Origin of the sequence: Azospirillum agricola (assembly GCF_020005195.1) — a bacterium.
Lineage (GTDB): Bacteria > Pseudomonadota > Alphaproteobacteria > Azospirillales > Azospirillaceae > Azospirillum > Azospirillum agricola.
Genome location: NZ_JAIFZR010000002.1, coordinates 126,348 through 144,028 on the forward strand (window position 1 = coordinate 126,348; position 17,681 = coordinate 144,028).

Annotated in this window: 16 protein-coding genes; 11 read left to right on the top strand and 5 right to left on the bottom strand. The window is 72.1% G+C overall.

Annotated elements, in window-relative coordinates; translation table 11 throughout:
- Window positions 1-31 precede the first annotated feature (31 nt).
- From JN22_RS03425 to hisG, 4 genes are read right to left on the bottom strand one after another with little or no spacing between them, the layout of a single operon-like run.
- Window positions 32-505 (bottom strand): arsenate-mycothiol transferase ArsC, encoded by a 474-nt coding sequence (locus JN22_RS03425; RefSeq protein ID WP_085552587.1) that lies wholly within the window; start codon window positions 503-505, stop codon window positions 32-34.
- Window positions 506-520: 15 nt separating this feature from the next.
- On the bottom strand, window positions 521-1,003 hold the full coding sequence (locus JN22_RS03430) for a UPF0262 family protein (protein WP_085552588.1): 483 nt from the start codon (window positions 1,001-1,003) through the stop codon (window positions 521-523).
- Complete coding sequence (gene hisD / locus JN22_RS03435; RefSeq protein ID WP_085552589.1) at window positions 1,000-2,325, bottom strand: histidinol dehydrogenase; 1,326 nt, start codon at window positions 2,323-2,325, stop codon at window positions 1,000-1,002. Before hisD ends, JN22_RS03430 begins: the two co-directional genes overlap by 4 nt.
- Window positions 2,309-3,019 carry an ATP phosphoribosyltransferase gene (hisG, locus tag JN22_RS03440; RefSeq protein WP_085552590.1) on the bottom strand — a complete coding sequence of 237 codons (711 nt, stop codon included), beginning with the start codon at window positions 3,017-3,019 and terminating at the stop codon, window positions 2,309-2,311. The genes hisD and hisG overlap by 17 nt, the downstream gene beginning before the upstream one ends.
- Before the next feature lie 621 nt (window positions 3,020-3,640).
- Between hisG and JN22_RS03445 the strand changes: the two genes are divergently transcribed.
- The 5 genes from JN22_RS03445 (at window position 3,641) to JN22_RS03465 (ending at window position 7,262) form a co-directional block, all read left to right on the top strand.
- Entirely contained in the window at window positions 3,641-3,841 is a 201-nt protein-coding gene (locus JN22_RS03445; RefSeq protein ID WP_085552591.1) for a hypothetical protein, read from the top strand.
- 86 nt (window positions 3,842-3,927) lie between these two features.
- Window positions 3,928-4,710: a MetQ/NlpA family ABC transporter substrate-binding protein gene (locus JN22_RS03450; protein WP_085552592.1), complete on the top strand. Its 783-nt coding sequence runs from the start codon at window positions 3,928-3,930 to the stop codon at window positions 4,708-4,710.
- 43 nt (window positions 4,711-4,753) lie between these two features.
- Window positions 4,754-5,806, top strand: coding sequence for a methionine ABC transporter ATP-binding protein (locus tag JN22_RS03455; RefSeq protein WP_085552593.1), 1,053 nt, complete (start codon window positions 4,754-4,756; stop codon window positions 5,804-5,806).
- On the top strand, window positions 5,784-6,452 hold the full coding sequence (locus tag JN22_RS03460) for a methionine ABC transporter permease (protein ID WP_143268135.1): 669 nt from the start codon (window positions 5,784-5,786) through the stop codon (window positions 6,450-6,452). Before JN22_RS03455 ends, JN22_RS03460 begins: the two co-directional genes overlap by 23 nt.
- 12 nt (window positions 6,453-6,464) lie before the next feature.
- Window positions 6,465-7,262, top strand: coding sequence for a MetQ/NlpA family ABC transporter substrate-binding protein (locus JN22_RS03465; RefSeq protein WP_085553396.1), 798 nt, complete (start codon window positions 6,465-6,467; stop codon window positions 7,260-7,262).
- Here the strand turns inward: JN22_RS03465 and JN22_RS03470 are convergent.
- Window positions 7,234-10,944, bottom strand: coding sequence for a tetratricopeptide repeat protein (locus tag JN22_RS03470; RefSeq protein WP_085552594.1), 3,711 nt, complete (start codon window positions 10,942-10,944; stop codon window positions 7,234-7,236). The genes JN22_RS03465 and JN22_RS03470 overlap by 29 nt on opposite strands.
- Window positions 10,945-11,135: 191 nt before the next feature.
- On the opposite strand from JN22_RS03470, the gene JN22_RS03475 reads away from it, so the two are divergent.
- From JN22_RS03475 to JN22_RS03500, 6 genes are read left to right on the top strand one after another with little or no spacing between them, the layout of a single operon-like run.
- Complete coding sequence (locus JN22_RS03475) at window positions 11,136-11,522, top strand: response regulator transcription factor (protein ID WP_085552595.1); 387 nt, start codon at window positions 11,136-11,138, stop codon at window positions 11,520-11,522.
- Window positions 11,519-12,250, top strand: a complete 732-nt coding sequence (locus tag JN22_RS03480; protein ID WP_223677552.1) for a chemotaxis protein CheC — start codon at window positions 11,519-11,521, stop codon at window positions 12,248-12,250. Before JN22_RS03475 ends, JN22_RS03480 begins: the two co-directional genes overlap by 4 nt.
- A gap of 57 nt (window positions 12,251-12,307) precedes the next feature.
- Window positions 12,308-14,266, top strand: a complete 1,959-nt coding sequence (locus JN22_RS03485; protein WP_085552596.1) for a methyl-accepting chemotaxis protein — start codon at window positions 12,308-12,310, stop codon at window positions 14,264-14,266.
- On the top strand, window positions 14,263-15,897 hold the full coding sequence (locus tag JN22_RS03490; RefSeq protein ID WP_085552597.1) for a chemotaxis protein CheW: 1,635 nt from the start codon (window positions 14,263-14,265) through the stop codon (window positions 15,895-15,897). Before JN22_RS03485 ends, JN22_RS03490 begins: the two co-directional genes overlap by 4 nt.
- A 20-nt stretch (window positions 15,898-15,917) precedes the next feature.
- Window positions 15,918-17,003, top strand: a complete 1,086-nt coding sequence (gene cheB, locus JN22_RS03495; RefSeq protein ID WP_085552598.1) for a chemotaxis-specific protein-glutamate methyltransferase CheB — start codon at window positions 15,918-15,920, stop codon at window positions 17,001-17,003.
- 54 nt (window positions 17,004-17,057) lie between these two features.
- Window positions 17,058-17,675: a HEAT repeat domain-containing protein gene (locus JN22_RS03500; RefSeq protein WP_085552599.1), complete on the top strand. Its 618-nt coding sequence runs from the start codon at window positions 17,058-17,060 to the stop codon at window positions 17,673-17,675.
- Window positions 17,676-17,681 lie beyond the last annotated feature (6 nt).

Sequence of the window (17,681 nt, forward strand, 5' to 3'; positions counted from 1 at the left end):
ATATCACAGGCGTTCCAAACTTTTCCGCGTGTCAGACGCTGGGACCGCGCGACAGGGGAAAACGCTGCTTCAGCTTCACCAGCAACCCGTCGCGGACCTGCCGGTAGGCCTCCAGCATGGCGTCGCGGGTGCCGTCGACCAGGGTTGGGTCGAAGGTGTTCCAGAACTCGACGTCGCAGGCCATGGTCCGCGTCATCTCGATGGCGCGGTGCTGCGCCTCGGGCGACAGCGAGACGATCAGGTCGAAGTTGGTGTCCTCCAGATCCTCGAAGGTGCGGCAGCGGTGCCTGGAGAGGTCGATCCCCATCTCCTCCATCACCGCGACGGCGAAGGGGTCGACCTCGTCGCCCTCGCGGACGCCGACCGAATCGACATAGACCCGCGTGCCGTGGAAATGGCGCATCAGCGCCGCCGCCATCGGCGAGCGGATCATGTTGTAGGTGCAGGCGAACAGAACGCTCGTGACCGGAAGGGTCTGGAAGGCCGGGGCCGCCACCATGACCATGCGCCGTCCGCCCCGTCAGCCGCGAATGTGGAGGACGCAGATCAGCGTGAACAGCCGGCGCGCGGTCTGAAGGTCCATCTCGACCTTGCCGGACAGCCGGTCGCGCAGCATCTCCGATCCCTCGTTGTGCAGGCCGCGCCGGCCCATGTCGATCGCCTCGATCTGCGACGGCGTCGACCGCTTGATGGCGGCGTAGTAGCTCTCGCAGATCAGGAAGTAATCCTTCACGATCGACCGGAAGCCGGTGACCGGCAGGGCGATGGTGTCCAGCTCGCTGTTGTCCTCGCAGCGGATGTCGAAGAGGAGCCGGTTGTCCTCGATCGACAGATGCAGGTGGTAGGGACCGGCGTCCGGATGGTCGCAGGGGCAGAACTCGTTCTCTTCGAGCAGGTCGAAGATGGCGACGGCGCGCTCGTGCTCCACCTCCGGCTTGCGGCGGACCACGGTGCGCTCGTCGAGCGTCACATGGGTGATGCGGCGGTTGCTCTTTGCGGTCACGCGCCCCCTCCCGTCGTTAAGCCGCCCCCGCCGGGCAGGCGCAGCGCCACCGACAGGGCGTGCGCGTCCAGCCCCTCCGCGCGGGCCAGCGTCACGGCGGCCGGGCCGATGGCCCGCAGGCTGTCCGCGTCGCAGCCGACGAAGGTCGTGCGCTTCATGAAATCCAGCACGTTCAGCCCCGACGAGAAGCGCGCGCTGCGCGCCGTCGGCAGCACATGGTTGGGGCCGGCGACGTAGTCGCCGATGGCCTCCGGCGTGTGGCGGCCGAGGAAGATGGCGCCGGCGTTGCGGATCCGCGCGGCCAGCGCGTCCGGGTCCTCGACGGCCAGTTCCAGATGCTCCGGGGCCAGCCGGTCGACCAGGGCGGGCGCGTCGGCCAGCAGGTCGCCGACCAGCACGATGGCGCCGTGCCCGCGCCAGCTCTCGCCGGCGATGGCCGTGCGCGGCAGGGTTTCGAGATGCTTGTCCACGGCGGCGGCCACCGCGTCGGCGAAGGCGGCGTCGTCGGTGATCAGGATCGACTGGGCGGACGTGTCGTGCTCGGCCTGCGAGAGCAGGTCCATGGCGATCCAGGCCGGGTCGTTCTTCGCGTCGGCGACCACCAGGATCTCCGACGGGCCGGCGATGCTGTCGATGCCGACCAGCCCGTAGACCTGCCGCTTGGCGGCGGCGACGAAGGCGTTTCCGGGGCCGACGATCTTGTCGACCGGGCGGATCGTCGCCGTGCCGTGGGCCAGCGCCGCGACCGCCTGGGCGCCGCCGACGCGGTACAGCTCGCTGATCCCGCAACGCTTGGCAGCGGCCAGCACCAGCGGGTTGATGATCCCGTCCGGAGTCGGCACCACCATGACGATGCGCTCCACCCCGGCGACCTTGGCCGGCAGCGCGTTCATCAGCACCGAGGAGGGATAGGAGGCGGTGCCGCCCGGCACATAGAGCCCGACCGCGCCCACCGGCGTCCAGCGGGCGCCGAGCCGCACGCCCTGGGCGTCGCGGTAGTCCACGACCTCCGGCACCTGACGGCGGTGGAAATCCTCGATCCGCGCAGCGGCGAGGTTGAGGGCCTCCAGCGTCTCCGCCCCGCACTTGGCGGTGGCGGCGTCGATCTCGTCCTGGCCGATGCGCAGGGTCGCGGGCGTCAGCGTCTGGCGGTCCCAGCGGGCGGTGAAGTCGATCAGCGCCGCGTCGCCGCGCGCCTTGACCTCGTCGATCACCCCGGCGACGAGCGCCTGGACGTCCTCGCTGGTCTCGCGCTTGGCGTGCAGCAGCCCCTCGAAACCCTCGGCGAAGGCCGCGTCCCGGATATCAAGCCTGACGGGCATCGACCGCCTCCCGCATCCTGTCGATCCATTGCGAAATCTCGTCCGGCCGCGTCTTGAAGGCGGCGCGGTTGACGATGAGGCGCGAGGTCACGTCGGCGATGTGCTCCACCTCGACCAGCCCGTTGGCCTTCAGCGTCGAGCCGGTCGAGACCAGATCGACGATGCGGCGGCACAGGCCCAGCGTCGGCGCCAGCTCCATGGCGCCGTTCAGCTTGACGCATTCGGCCTGGACGCCGCGCGCGGCGAAATGGCGCTTGGTCACCTCGGGGTATTTGGTGGCGACGCGGACGTGGCTCCAGCGCGACGGATCGTCGCTCTCCCCCAGCTCCACCGGCTCGGCGACCGACAGGCGGCACTTGCCGATGCCGAGGTCGAGCGGCGCGTAGATCTCGGGATAGTCGAACTCCATCAGCACGTCGTTGCCGGCCACGCCGAGATGCGCGGCGCCAAAGGCGACGAAGGTCGCCACGTCGAAGGAGCGGACGCGGATGATGCTGAGGTTCGGCACATTGGTGGCGAAGCGCAGAAGCCGGCTGTTGTCGTCGTCGAAGGCCGCCTCGGGCTCGATCCCGGCATGCTTCAGCAGCGGGCGCAGCTCCTTCAGGATGCGGCCCTTGGGCAGGGCCAGCACCAGTTGGTCGTCGGCCGGGGACGGGGTGGCCGGATTCGCCGGGGCGCTGGTGTCGGCGGACAAAACTCTCTCCTCGGGTGGACCGCCGGGGCGCGGGCGGGCGCCCCGGGTGAACCGCAGACGCGATAGATAGCACATTCCACGCGCGCGTCACCTCCTGGTGTCGGAGAGGACAACCGCATTTGGACGTCCCCTTCCTCGGGGACGACGCCCCCTCCCGCGCGGGTGCAGGGGCCTTGCATGGGGGCGCCCGGATGACGGGGGAGGGGCCGAAGGCCGGGTTCCCGCTATAAACCCGTTGCTTGTGTGGAATATGTTATTTCACATCCGCCGTGAAAAATGTGGATTGACACAATCCTGACTCGTGGCGTAGATAAAGCTCATCGGCCGCCCAATGGTGGGCAGCCCGCGGCAATTTGATCCTCGCAGCTTGCGCCGCGTCACCAAACGCTAAAGCGCCACGATGCCGGTCGTGGACCTCTGATGAAGGAGAGACCGGAATGACCCAGCGGACCGCCGCTCCTCCACCCTCCCGGAACATGCTCCCGGTTGCCGTGTTCTCCGTCGCCCGAATGTGTTGCCGCTGATCCAAGCGCAGCCTTCCGCCGATTCGAGACAACGCCGCCCGCGCCGCCGACCCTGCCAATCGAGCCGGTCGCCGCGGGCCGAGGGGAGCCTTCCGTCATGACCCACGCCAACGCCTACGCCATCGAGGTCCAGGGCCGTTCCGCCGGCATCGTCGTCGCCGAGCGCGGCGGCTTCACCTTCTTCGTGTCCGACTGGGCCTTCCGCGACCTCGACCGCCGGGTGTTCCGCAACGTCGGGCAGGCCCAGCGCGCTGCCCACCAGCATCTGAGCCGCCTGCCGGACAACCGCCGCCGCTGAGGCCGCCGCCGCTGAGCGGCCCGCCCGGATCCGCAAAGACCTTCATTCCCACGCATCATCCCCAAGAAGAACGAAGGACATCTGCCGTGAAGCGTTTCCTGACGTCGGCGGTTCTGGCCGCCGGCCTTCTCACCGCCGCCGCCACCGCCCTTGCCGCCCCGCTGAAGGTCGGCGTCTCCGCCGGTCCCTACGGCGAGATTCTCGATTTCACCGCCAAGATCGCCGCCAAGGAGGGCATCGAGGCCCAGGTCGTCGAGTTCACCGACTGGAACATGCTGAACGCGGCGTTGCAGGACGGCAGCATCGACGCCAACAACTTCCAGCACCAGCCCTTCCTCGACAACCAGATCAAGCAGCGCAACTACGACATCGTCTCGGTCGCCAAGAGCGTCGTCGTGCCGATGGGCATCTACGCCAAGAAGGCGCAGAAGCTGGAGGAGCTGAAGCCGGGCGCCACCGTGTCGATCCCTAACGATCCGACCAACGCCGCCCGCGCCCTGTTCCTGCTGGCCAAGGCCGGGCTGATCGGCCTGAAGCCGGACGCCGGCATCAACACCAGCATCGTCGACATCGCCAGCAACCCGAAGAACATCAAGTTCGTCGAGCTGGACGCCGCGCAGCTGCCGCGCTCGCTCGACGACGTCGACGCCTCGGTCATCACGCTGAACTACGCGGTGCTGGCCAAGCTGGACCCGAAGCAGGCGCTGCTGCTGGAGGACGACCAGTCCAAGTGGCACCTCGTCTGGGCCGTCCGCAAGGACCGCGCCGAGGATCCGACGCTCAAGCGCTTCATCGCGCTGTATCGTTCGCCCGAAGTGCGGCAGTTTATCGAGACGCGCTTCAACGGCTCCATCATCCCGACGTGGTGAGACGGCCGGGGGAGTTGCGGCTCCCCCTTTTGCCGACCAGAAAATGATTACGCTAACAAACCTTCAGAAGACCTTCCCCGCCCGTGGTTCGGGCGTGCCGGTCCAGGCGCTCGCCGACATCGACCTGACCATCGGGCGCGGCGAGATCTTCGGAATCATCGGTCGCTCCGGGGCTGGGAAATCCACCCTGCTGCGCACGATCAACCTGCTGGAAAAGCCGACGACGGGCAGCGTGCGCGTCGACGACGTCGAGATGACCGCGCTGACCGCCGCGCAGCTGCGTGAGGCGCGCCACTCGATCGGCATGATCTTCCAGCATTTCAACCTGCTGTCCTCGCGCACCGTGTTCGACAATGTGGCGCTGCCGCTGGAGCTGGCGGGGGTGCCCAAGGCGGAGATCAGGACGGCGGTGGAGCCGCTGCTCGACCTCGTCGGGCTGGCCGACAAGCGCGACCGCTACCCGGCGGAGCTGTCGGGCGGGCAGAAGCAGCGCGTCGGCATCGCCCGCGCGCTCGCCAGCAAGCCCAAGGTGCTGCTGTCGGACGAGGCGACCTCGGCGCTCGACCCGGAGACGACGACCCAGATCCTGCATCTGCTGGCCGACATCAACCGGCGGCTCGGCCTGACCATCGTCCTGATCACCCACGAGATCGCCGTCATCAAGGAGATCTGCCACAAGGTGGCGGTGATGGAGGGCGGCCGCATCATCGAGCAGGGGCCGGTCTTCGACATCTTCGCCCACCCGTCGCACCCGACGACGCGCAGCTTCGTCGATCCGGTGATCAACCGGGGCATTCCGGACAGCCTGAAGGGCCGCCTGTCGCCGACCCCGCAGCCCGGCGCCAACCCGGTCCTGCGCATCACCTTCACCGGCGAGAAGGCGACCAGCCCGGTCATCAGCGCCATCAGCCGCAAGCTGAACCTTGACCTGAACATCTGGCACGGGCAGATCGACGAAATCCAGGGCGCCCCCTTCGGCACGCTGGTGGTCGAGGCGCTGGGCGACTCCACCTCGGTCGAGGCGGCGGTCAGCCTGCTGAAAGTCAATCATCTGGGTGTCGAGGTCCTGGGCCATGCTGTCCCCGCAAATCATTGACCTGCTCATCAAGGGGCTGATCGACACGCTGCACATGGTGGCGGTGTCGGGCGCCATCGGCACGCTGATCGGTCTGCCGCTCGGCGTGCTGCTGGCGGTGACCGGGCGCGGCGAGCTGTTGCAGAACCTCGTCTTCAACCGGATCATCGGGGCGGTGGTCAACATGACCCGTTCCACCCCCTTCATCATCCTGGTGGTGGCGATCATCCCCTTCACCCGGCTGGTCGCCGGCACCTCCATCGGCACCTCGGCGGCCATCGTGCCGCTGACCGTCGCGGCGGCTCCCTTCATCGCCCGCGTCGTCGAGAACGCCATCCGCGAGGTCGACCGCGGCCTGATCGAGGCGGCGCAGGCGATGGGCGCCACGCCGTTCCAGATCGTCCGCAAGGTGCTGCTGCCCGAGGCGCTGCCGGCCATCGCCATGGGCCTGACCCTGTCGGCGGTCAGCCTGATCGGCTATTCGGCGATGGTCGGCGCCGTCGGTGGCGGGGGCTTGGGCGATCTCGGCATCCGCTACGGCTACCAGCGCTTCCTGCCGGAGGTGATGCTGGCGGTGGTCGTCGTTCTGATCGTGCTGGTGCAGGTCGTGCAATCGACGGGCGACTGGATCGCCCGCCGCGTCAACAAGCGAAATCTGAAAGTCTGAGGAGTGTTCGAGATGCCGCGTATCCGTCTCCGTCCGCTGGCCGCCCTGCTGGCCGGTGCCGCCACCGTCGCCATGGCCTTCGGCGCTTCGGCGGAAGCCCTCAAGGTCGGCGTCACCCCCGGCCCGCACGCCCAGATCTTCGAGGCGGTGAAGCCGCTCGCCGCCAAGGAAGGGCTGGATCTCGAGGTCCTGGAATTCTCCGACTACGTGATCCCCAACCAGGCGCTGTCGCAGGGCGACCTCGACGTCAACTCGTTCCAGCACCAGCCCTATCTGGACAACCAGATCAAGGACCGCGGCTACGACCTCGTCACCGTTGGCAAGACGGTGGTCTTCCCCATCGGCCTCTTCTCCAAGAAGATCAAGAGCCTGGACGAGCTGGCCCCCGGCTCCAAGGTCGCCATCCCCAACGACCCGACCAACGGCGGCCGCGTGCTGCTGCTGCTCCAGTCCAAGGGGCTGATCAAGCTGAAGGACGGCGGCACGCTGAAGGCCTCGCCGATCGACATCGTCGAGAACCCGAAGAAGCTCCAGATCGTCGAGCTGGACGCGGCGCAGCTCCCCCGCTCGCTCGACGACGTGACGGTGGCGGCGATCAACGGCAACTACGCCATCGAGGCCGGCATGGATCCGGTGAAGGACGCCATCGCCCGCGAGGCGGCCGAGAGCCCCTACGCCAACATCCTCGTCGTCCGCAAGGCCGACAAGGACAAGCCCTGGGTCGCCAAGCTGGTGAAGATCTACCAGAGCCCCGAGGTCAAGCAGTTCGTCCTGACCAAGTTCAAGGACGCGGTCGTTCCGGCCTGGTAAGGTCCCGCAGCGCACGCCCGGCGGCGCCCAGCGCGTCGTCGAGCGTGCCGCCGGGCGGCGGGCCGAACAGCCGCATCGACGGGAACCACGGGCGGCAGCCGGTGCCGAGCGCCGTCCATTCCCCGGCATGGCCGATGCGCCAGACCGGCACGCCGAGCGCCCCGGCCATCTCGGCCACCGAGGTTCCGGCGGAGATCACGAGGTCGAGGGCGGCGGTGAGCGCCGCGGCGCCGTCGAGATCGTTCAGCAAATCAAGATCTGGGCGCAGGATGCGGATGCCGAAGCGCGCCTCGGCCTCGGCGAGTTCGGCCTCGCACTCGTCGTATTGAAGAGTGACGAAGCGCAGGCCGGGCAGGGTGAGGACCGCTCCCCAGCGGTCGAGCGTGGTGTAGTTTCCCGACCGTGCGGCGTTCAGGAAACGGCTGCGCCAGCAGATCCCGACGAGAAGCTCCCCGCCGTCCGCCGCCCGCCACCGCGCCACCGCTTCCGGATCCGCCCTTAGCCATCCGGCATTGCCCCTCGGGAAATCCGCCAACCGGCCGCGCAGCCGCAGCGGCAGCGACCCCGCCGCGACCTGGACGTCGGCATCCACCGGATCCGCGCTTTCCGCCCGCACCAGGGCGGTCGGGAAGGAGCGCGCGAACAGCGTCACCAGCCGCGCCTCGCATTCGATGACGACCCGTCCGGCCCGCGCGATCAGGTCGGCGTAGCAGGAGCTGTGCATCAGCTCGTCGCCGATCCCCTGCTCCCGCCAGACCAGCACGGTCCGTCCCGCAAGATCGCCGCCGTCCCAATTCGGAATGCGGAAGCGCCGGTCCGGCAGCGCCTGTCCCGAGGCGAAACGCGCCTCCAGTCCGGCCCAGCCCGCCGCCAGCTCGCCGCGCGCCAGCGCCGCGTAGCCCCGGTTGAAGGCCGCCAGGGTCTGCGAGGGATCCGTTTCCACCGCGAGGCGGTAGGCGGCGTCGGCCTCCGCCGGCCGGCCGGCGGCGTGCAGCGCGTTGCCCAGGTTGTAGCGCCAGTCCGCCCGCCCCGGCGCCGCCGCCAGCGCCCGTCCCCACGCCTTCAGCGCCGCGTCCAGCCGGGCCTGCCGCTGCCGCAGATCCGCCAGCCCGGCCCAGCCCTCGCCGCCGCCGGGCGCGAGCAGGATCAGCCGCCACCAGACCAGCCCGGCCGCGTTGCCGTCGCCGCTCCGCTCCAGCGCCAGGGCCAGATTGGCGAGGGTGCCGCCATCCTGCGGCCGGACGCGCAGGGCGGCGCGCAGGCTCGCCACCGCCTCGTCGGCGCGGTCCAGCGCCAGAAGCGCCACGCCGAGGTTGCCCAGCGCCTCGGGATAGCCGGGGCGCAGCCGCAGGGCCCGGCGCGCGACGCGCTCCGCCGCCGTGCCGGCTTCCCCGGCGCCCAACCCGTTCCACGCCTCCGCCAGCGCCGGGTCGAGGGCGAGCGCGCGGCGCAGGGAGGCTGTGCCGTCGCCCGCCGCCGCCTGGAGCGCCAGCCCGAGATTGGCGTGCAGGCCGGCGTGATCGGGAGCGTGACGCAGCGCCGCCCGCGTCGCCTCGGCCGACCCCGCCGCGTCGCCCCGTCCCAGCCGCAGGGCGCCCAGGCTGCCGAGCGCCTCCATGTCGCCGGGGGCGAGGGCGGCGGCGGCGCTCCAGTCGGCTTCGGCGGCGGCGAGGTCGCCCAGGGTCTGGTGGGCGAGCGCCCGCCGCCCGTGGCGGCCGGCCGTCGGCTCGGCCGCGATGGCGCGGGTCAGCAGCGTGACGGCGATGTCCGGCCGCCCGGCCTGCCAGCCGAGCCAGCCATAGCCCTCCAGGGCGTCCGCGTTGTTCGCGTCGCGGTCGAGGAGGCGTTGATAGGCCTTCTCGGCATCGGGCCAGCGGCCGGCGTCGTGGAGATGACGTGCCTCGGCGAGCAGGACGGGCAGGGTGTCGTCTTGTGCCCTCGCCTCAGGGGCCCGCTCACCGGCCCCCGCCCCGGCCTCTCCCGGCTCCTGCGCCAGCCGTCGCAGCTCGCCCGCGATCCGTCCCAGCACGTCGCCGAGCCCCTCGCCGGGCCGCGCGCTCCACAGCCGCATGGCTGGAAACCAGGGGCGCACCGCCGTGCCCAGCGCGGTCCAGTCACCAGCCTGGCCGAAGCGCCAGACCGGCACGCCGAGTGCTCCCGCCATCTCGCCGACCGAGGTCGCCACCGTCACCACGAGGTCGAGACCGGCCGTCAGCGCCGCCGCCGTCTCCAGATCGTCCGTCAGGTCGGCGTCGGCCCAGCGGTGCAGCCTCACGCCGAAGCGCGCCTCGGCCTCCGCGATCTCCGCCTCGGCCCCGTCATATTGCAGGCTGACCAGAGTCAGGCCGGGCACGGCGAACAGCGGCGCCCAATCGGCGAGCGCCGTGTAGGATTTTTTGCGCTCCCCGGCCCGCAGCCGGCTTTGCCAGCAGATTCCCACCCGCAGCCCCGGCCCGAGCGCGTCCAGCCGTCCGCGCCACAGCGCGGCCAGCGCCGGATCGGCCTTCAGCCAGCCAGCCGTTCCTGGAGCCGCCGCCGCCGGAAAATCGGCCAGCCGCCGCCGCATCAAGCCGGGCAGCGACCCCATGGCAACGTGCCGGTCGGCGTCGGCCGGCCCCACCGTCGGCGCCCGCACCGTGGCGCCGGGAAGCGAGCGGGCGAGCAGCCCGACCAGCCGCCCGTCGCATTCGACGATGAGGTGTCCGGACGAGGCCGCGACCCGCGCCGCCAGATCGGGCAGCGCGGAGCCGAACAGCAGCTCGTCGCCCAACCCCTGCTCGCGCCACACCAGGATGCGCCGGCCGGCCGCATCGCCGCCGTCCCAGCGCGGCATGGCGAGGTCGTCGCGTCCGCCCTGCACCCGGCGGGAAGCGAATCGCGCCTCGTAGAGCGCCTGCCCCTCCGCCAGCCGGCCCTGACCGAGCAGCAGCAGGGCGAGGTTCCAGCGCGCCAGCGGAAAATCCGGATCGGCCGCCAGGGCCTGCCGGTGCAGCGCCTCGGCGTCGGCCGGGCGCCCCTGCGCCTCGCGCAGCAGGGCCATGTTGACCAGCGTCTCCGGGTCGCCGGGGGCGTGGCGCAGCGCCTCGGCATGGGCGGCTTCGGCCTCCGCGAGCCGGCCGGCTTCCTTCAGCAGGACGCCCAGGTTGGTCAGCGCCACCGGGTTTTCCGGATCGAGCCGCAAGGCCCGGCGCAGGGCGTCCTCCGCCTCGCCGGTCCGGTCGGCGGCGCGCAGCGCGGTGCCGAGGTTGGTCCAGGCCTCCGCGTAGTCGCCGCGCAGATCCAGCGCGCGGCGGTAATGGGCGGCCGCCTCCTCCAGCCGGCCGCGTTCCTGAAGGGCGCTGCCCAGGCTGTTGTGCGCCTCCGGATAGGCCTCCCGCCGGTCGAGCGCCCGGCGGTAGGCGGCTTCCGCCTCCGCCGTCCGGCCGAGCGCGTGCAGCGCCAGCCCGAGGTTGGCGTGATATTCGGCGACGCCGTTCCGCCGGGCCAGCGCCTCGCCGATCAGCCGGACCGCCTCCCCGTGATGGCCGCACTGGTGGGCCAGCACGCCGAGCAGATGCAGGGCGTCCGGCTGGCCGGAGTCGGCGGCGAGGATGGCGCGGTAGCCCTCTTCCGCCCCGGCGAGGTCGCCGGCGCGGTGCCGGGCCAGCGCGGCGGCGAGGGAGGAGGGCGGCGGGAGAGTCATGAAGGTTGCGGCGTTGCGGTCTCGGCACCTCTTGATAGCATGGTTCGGCGGTGAAGAGGCGCCGGGAAAACCAGGGACCGCCGTCCGCCGGGAACTTCAAGTCTTCGGCGGCATTGAGAGGGCTGGTGCCCCGATAAACAAACTGTATAATCGGGGAAAATTGCGGAACCTCTCGCCTAAGGGCATATAACGTGAGTAAGACAGCGATCATTGTCGATGACAGCAAACTGTCCCGCATGCATGTGCGGGCGATGATTTTGCGTCATAAGCCCGATTGGTCGGTGGTGGAGGCCGCGAGCGGCGACGAACTCTTCCAGAAATTGGACGAGACTGCCGTGGACGTCGCGATCATCGATTACAACATGCCCGGCGACAACGGCGTCGAGGCCGCGGCCAAGCTGCGCGCGGCCAAGCCGGAGATCCACATCGCCATCATCACCGCCAACGCCCAGGACGCCGTGGTGTCGGGCATCCGCGCGGTCGGGGCCGCCTTCATGCCGAAGCCGCTGGACGAGGAGCAGGTAAGCCGTTTCCTGGCCTCCACCGCCCTGCCGCGCCGCCGCACGGCGCCGGAGTGACCGCCGCGGCCGGGGAGCTCGATGGACCGCCCGGCGGGCCGGCGGGCGGGCCGCCGGGCAGGGCATGGGACCGGCGGCTGACCGATCTGGAGCGTGACGCGCTGGCCGAGCTCGGCAACATGGGGATCGGCAAGGCCTCGACCGCGCTCGGCCGCATGGTCGGCGAACTGGTGCGCCTGTCGGTCCCCTCGGTGGAGGTCATGGAACCGGACGCCGCCGCCCGGTCGCTGGGCGAGGCGATGCCCGGCCCGCTGATCGGCGTGTCGGAGTCGCTGGGCGGGGTCTTCGACGGCACCGCGCTGTTCCTGTTTCCGGAGACCGACAGCCTTCCGCTGGTGCGCGCGGCCCTGCCGCCCGACGTGCCGCCGGAAGAGGCCGGTCTGCTGGAGGAGGAGGCGCTGGCCGAACTGGGCAACATCGTGCTGAACAGCGCGCTGGCCCTGGTCGCCAACCTGTTGGGCGGCGGGATCGACACCAGCCTTCCGGCGGTGCGCCGGGGAACCGCGGCCGCGATCCTGGCGGATTGCCGCAAGGCGGGCTTCCCCGGAGGCGGCCAGGCGGGTGGGGCTGCGGGTGCGGAGGCGGACGACACGGTGGTGCTGTTCCGCATCGATCTGCGCGCCACCGCCCAGACGCTCGGCGGCCGGGTCGTGCTGATGCTCGATCCCGGCTCGATGGGGCGCTTGAGGGGTACGCTCGGCCGCTTCATCGGACGTGTGTCGGGCTGAACGCGGAGACGCGTGGGAAAGGGCGCGCGGGCGCGCCGGTTTGGGGAACCGAGGGACATGGCACTCATCAAGAAGAAGCAGATCGACACGCCCCGCAAGACGCCGGGCGTCGGAACGGACGACCAGCGCGCCGCCGCCCCCGTTCCGCCGCCCGCCCCGGCGCCGTCCGGCGGAGCGATGGCCGTGCAGCAGCGCAAGGCCCGGGCCAACTCGCGCCGCCGTCAGGCCGCCGCCGGAATCGCCGCCGCGGCGGGCGAGCTGGCCAGCGGCGTCGCCCAGGCGGCCTCGGCGTCGGAGGAGCTGCGCAAGGCGATGGAGCAGATCGCCGCCGGAGCCGAGGAGGCGGCGGGGGCCACCCAGCAGTCGCAGCGCATGATCGGGCGCGCCGGCGAGCTGGTCGGGGCCACACGCAGCAACGCCGAGCAGGCGGTGGTCCGGATCGAGGCCTTGCAGACCACCGTCAAGGCGGTGAGCGTCCAGATCCTCGCCTCGATCGACGCCATCGTGCGCTCGTCGGAGCGGCAGGAGGCGTCGGTCCGTCTGGTGCGCGACCTGGAGAACCACGCGGCGGAGATCGGGACCATCGTCCAGGGCGTCGCCGCCATCGCCGAACAGACCAACCTGCTGGCGCTCAACGCCGCCATCGAGGCGGCCCGCGCCGGGGACAGCGGGCGCGGCTTCGCCGTGGTCGCCGACGAGGTGCAGGCGCTGGCCGATCGGTCGGAGCGCAGCGCCAACGACATCCAGTCGATGGTCGCCTCGATCCAGGAGGCGGTCGCCGCGATCGTCGGCGGCATCGTCGCCTCGTCGGAGGCCGGCAAGACCGAGGTCGGGCGTGGCCGGCGGATCGTCGAGCGGCTGGAGACGATGCGGGTCGACATGGCGACCGTCGCCCAGGGCGCGCAGGAAACCATCCGTGCCGCCGCCGAGGCCGACCAGGCCGCCCGCGAGGCGCAGAAGGGAGCGGAGACCATCGCCGCCAGCGCCGAGGAGCAGTCCGCCGCCGCCGAGGAGGCGCTGAAGACGGTTGGCGAGCAGGCGCTGGCCCTGGCCCAGAGCGAACGCGCCGCCAGCCTGTTGGCGGAGGTTTCCGAGGATCTGGAGGGCACGGCCAACCTCGCCTCGACTGCCGACGACCTGGCCTCCTCCGCCGACGAGCTGTCGGCCGCCATCGAGGAGATCAACCGCGCCGCCGCCCAGATCATGACCGCCATCGGCCAGATCGCCGGCGGCGCCCAGACGCAGAGCGCCGCGACCCACCAGCTCGCCTCCGCCATCACCGAGATCGACGCCGCCGCCAAGCTGGGGGGCGACCGGGCGCGGGAGGCGCTCGACCGCTCCGCCGCGATGGAGGAGCTGCTGGGCGAGATGCGCGGCATGCTGGGGGAACTGGCCGACGGCGTGACCGGCGCGGTCGAGTCGGCGCGCGCCGCCATCGCGCGCATGGACGGGCTGGACCGGCTGGGGCGCCGGATCGACAAGGTGGTGGACGCCATCACCATGGTGTCGATCCAGACCGGCATGCTGGCGGTCAGCGGCTCCATCGAGGCGGCGCGGGCCGGCGACTACGGGCGCGGCTTCACCGTGGTCAGCAACGACATCCGCAACCTCTCCCAGGACAGCGCGCAGAACGCCGAGCGCGTCAAGGACATCGTGCGCGACATCCAGGATCAGGTTCTCCATGTCCGCCGCGACATCGAGGACATCGCCGCCACCGCCGCCGCCGAGACCGTGCGCAATCGCGCCTTCGCCGCGACCCTGGCCACCGCCGCGGAGGAGCTGCGGATGGTGACGGCCGGCAGCCGGGACATCGTCGCCGCGGCCACCGAGGTGTCGGTCGCCCTGCGGGAAACGCGCAACGGGGTGGATCAGGTGGCGACCGCCGCCGCCGCCGCCAACGTCGCGGCCTCCGAAGCCGCCAAGGCCGCGCGCGAGCAGGCCAAGGGGGCCGAGGAACTGGCCGCCGCCATCGAGGAGATCGCCGCGATGGCCGACAACCTGCTGGGCGCCGCGTGACCGCCGCCGCGACCGATCGGGACGCGGCCGGGACCGGGGGCGGGGCCGCGCACGCGCTGGCCTTCCTGACGGTCCGGTCCGCCGGGCTGGGCTTCGCCCTGCCGCTGGCCGAGGTGCTGGAGGTCGTCCGGCCGCCGGAGGTGGTCCGCGTTCCGCTGGGGCCGCCCGGCCTGGACGGGCTGGCGCAATGGCATGGCGCCGCGATGCCGGTGCTCGATCTGCGCCGTGCGCTCGGACAGGAGGCCGGATCCGGCGGGGACGGAGCCGGTGGAGACGGCGGGGGCGGAGACGGGGGGGCGGGCGGCCGCGTCGTGGTGGTGCGGCACCAGGGGCAACCTGTCGGGCTGCGGGTCGACGGCATGGCCGGCATGGTCCGCGCGGCTCCCGACCGCATCGATCGGCTCGACGACGCGGAGGCTCCGGCGGTCGACGCCGCCCTGCTCGCCGGCGTGCTGCGCGACGGGGCCGTGGCCATTCTCGACAGCGGCGCGCTGATCGACCGCCAGTTCGGCGCGGGCTGGGGCGCCGCGGCGCCGCGGAGCGCGCTGGCGGGCGGGGCCGGTCCCGCGTCTCCGGCCATCCACCCGGCAGCGGCGGCGCCCGTGGATCACGCCCGGCTGCTGGTGTTCGGGGTTGCCGGACAGGAGTTCGCCCTGCCGGTCGAACAGGTCCGGGAGGTCCTGCCGGCGCCGGCCGGCGTTGTTACACGGATGGCCAGGGCCAAGGCGCATCTGCTGGGCGTCATGCCGCTGCGCGACCGGCTCCTGCCGCTGGTCGGGCTGCGCGTCCTGTTCGGCCTCGGCGCGGCCGGCGAGGGCTCCGGGCGCCGGGTCGTGGTGGTCCAGGCCGGAGGCGGCGACGCCCTGGTCGGGGTGGTGGTGGACGAGGTGCGGGAGATCCTGGGCATCGACCGCGCGCTGATCGACCTGGTGCCGCCGCTGCTGGCCCGCGAGCCGGAATTCGCGGACCTCGACGGCATCGCCCGTGCCGGGGACGGCCGCCGCCTGGTGTCGGTGCTGTCGGCGGCGCGCATGTTCCGCCACGGCCTGTCGCTGGGCGATGAGGGGGAGACGGCCATGGAGCGGTCCGGGACGCATGGGGATGCCGGCGGCGGTGCCGCCACCGACGCCGGCGAGCGTTTCGTGGTGTTCCGGCTGGCCGGAGCGGAGTACGGCCTGCCGGTCGCCGCCGTGCAGGAGGTGCTGCGTCGGCCCGACACGCCGGTTCCGCTGCCCAACGCGCCGGACTTCGTGGCGGGCGTCCTGACGCTGCGCGGCATCGTGCTGCCGCTGATCGACCTGCGCCGGCTGCTGGGCCTGCCGGCGGATGGCGGTAGCCGGGGCGGGGGCCAGGGCGGGAGCGGGCGGGGCCGCGTGGTGGCGGTCGCCCAGGGCGAGGCGCGCGTCGGGCTTCTGGTGGACGGGATGACCGGCCTTCTGGCGGTGCCGGCCGACCGCATCGGTCCGGCGCCGTCGGTGTCCGACGCCCAGCGCCGGCTGATCCGCCGGGTCGCCACCCTGACGGGCGACGGGGGGAGGGCGCGTCTGGTCCTGCTGATGGAGCCCGGCGGGCTGCTCGACATGGACCGTCTGTCCGCCCTGCTGCCCTCGGCCCCGCCGCTTTCGGCCTGACCGGCGGGGATGGACCGGGAATGACCAAGGTTCTGGTGGTGGACGATTCCCCGCTGATGCGCCGGCGGATCGGCGAGCTGCTGAGCGCGGCGGGATTCGTCGTGGAGACGGCGGTGAACGGCAGCGACGCGCTGGCGCTGCTGCCGGTCTTCGACCCGGACGTGGTGACGCTGGACGTCACCATGCCCGGCATGGACGGCTTGACCTGCCTCGCCCGCATCATGGTCGAGCATCCCAAGCCGGTGGTGATGGTGTCCGCCCTGACCGCCGCCGGAGCGGAGGCGACGCTGGAGGCCCTGCGGCTCGGCGCGGTCGAGGCGGTGCGCAAGCCGTCGGCCGGCGCGCTCGGCCTCATCGCCGAGACGCTGGTCGACACCGTGGCCGCCGCCGCCCACGCCCGGCCGCGCCGCGCGCGCAATCTGCGCGAGCGGCTGCGGCTGACCCGCGCCCGCATCGCCGGGGAGGATTTCGTGGCTCCGCCGGACCCGGACACCGCGGCGCCGGAGGCGGAGGGGATGGGGGCCGTGCTGGTCGGCGTCTCCACCGGCGGGCCGAGCACGCTGGAGGAGATCCTGTGCGGCCTGCCCGCCGGATTTCCCTGGCCGGTGGTCGTCGCCCAGCACATGCCGGTGGCCTTCACGGGCCCCCTTGCCCGCCGGCTCGACGAACTCTGTGCCCTGCGCGTGGTCGAGGTCGCCGCTCCGATGGCGCTGGAGCCGGGCTGCGTCTGCATCGCGCGAGGCGGGGCCGACGTCGAGCTGGTCCGGCGCGGCGGGCGCCTGATGGTGACGCCCGTGCCGCCGGGGGGCGAGAAACCCTGGCACCCCAGCGCCGACCGTCTGGTACGCAGCGCCATGCGGCTGCTGCCGCCCGAGCGCCTGGTCGGCGTGCTGCTGACCGGCATGGGCAACGACGGCGCCGAGGCGATGACCGAACTGCGCAAGGCGGGCGGCCGTACCGTCGCGGAGTCGGAGGAGAGCGCCGTCGTCTTCGGCATGCCGCAGGATCTGATCCGGCGCGGCGGCGCCAGCATCGTCCTCCCGTCCGAACGGATCGCCGGGCATCTGGCCCGGCTGCTGGCCCCGTCCGGCTGGCGGACGGGGTGAGGGTCGGGTCGCAACAGGTTTCGCACGCTTCGAACCCCCAAAGGGAGGAACAGGATGGCGCTGGTCAAGGCCAAGAAGAACGCGGCGCCGGCTCCGGCGGCCGAGACTCCTGTCGCCGACCCGCGCGCCGGGCTGTCGGATCCCGACGCCGCCGTGCGGCGGCAGGCGGCGCATCGGCTGGCGCAGGACCACGGCGCGGTGTCCCGGCTGGCCGACCGGCTGGCGATTGAGGCCGAGCCCGGCGTCCGCGAGGCGATCCTGACCGCGCTGGTCCGTATCGGCACGGGCGAGGCGGTGGAGGCGCTGCTGCCGCTGCTCGCCCGCGAGGATGCCGGGCTGCGCAACGCCGTTCTGGAAAGCGTCCAGCAGATGCCGGGCGAGTCCGTTGCCCCGTCGGTCGTGCCGCTGCTCGGCCATGCCGATTCCGACCTGCGGATCTTCGCGGTCCAACTCGTCGGCAAGCTGCGCCATCCCGAGCGCCCGGCCTGGCTGGCCGGGGTTCTGGAGAGCGACCCCCACGTCAATGTCTGCCTCGCCGCCGTCGAGGCGCTGGGCGAGATCGGCGACCCGGCGGCGCTGCCCGCCCTGGAGCGGCTGCTCCTGCGCTTTCCCGACGATCCGATGGTCGGCTTCTCGGTCGACGCGGCGCGGCGCCGCTTCCGGGGCGGATGACCGCCG

Coding starts and splice junctions, on each gene's coding strand:
- JN22_RS03425 (WP_085552587.1), bottom strand. CDS start 505: ATGGTCATGGTGGCGGCCCCGGCCTTCCAGACCCTTCCGGTCACGAGC.
- hisD (WP_085552589.1), bottom strand. CDS start 2,325: ATGCCCGTCAGGCTTGATATCCGGGACGCGGCCTTCGCCGAGGGTTTC.
- JN22_RS03445 (WP_085552591.1), top strand. CDS start 3,641: ATGACCCACGCCAACGCCTACGCCATCGAGGTCCAGGGCCGTTCCGCC.
- JN22_RS03455 (WP_085552593.1), top strand. CDS start 4,754: ATGATTACGCTAACAAACCTTCAGAAGACCTTCCCCGCCCGTGGTTCG.
- JN22_RS03460 (WP_143268135.1), top strand. CDS start 5,784: ATGCTGTCCCCGCAAATCATTGACCTGCTCATCAAGGGGCTGATCGAC.
- JN22_RS03465 (WP_085553396.1), top strand. CDS start 6,465: ATGCCGCGTATCCGTCTCCGTCCGCTGGCCGCCCTGCTGGCCGGTGCC.
- JN22_RS03470 (WP_085552594.1), bottom strand. CDS start 10,944: ATGACTCTCCCGCCGCCCTCCTCCCTCGCCGCCGCGCTGGCCCGGCAC.
- JN22_RS03485 (WP_085552596.1), top strand. CDS start 12,308: ATGGCACTCATCAAGAAGAAGCAGATCGACACGCCCCGCAAGACGCCG.
- cheB (WP_085552598.1), top strand. CDS start 15,918: ATGACCAAGGTTCTGGTGGTGGACGATTCCCCGCTGATGCGCCGGCGG.
- JN22_RS03500 (WP_085552599.1), top strand. CDS start 17,058: ATGGCGCTGGTCAAGGCCAAGAAGAACGCGGCGCCGGCTCCGGCGGCC.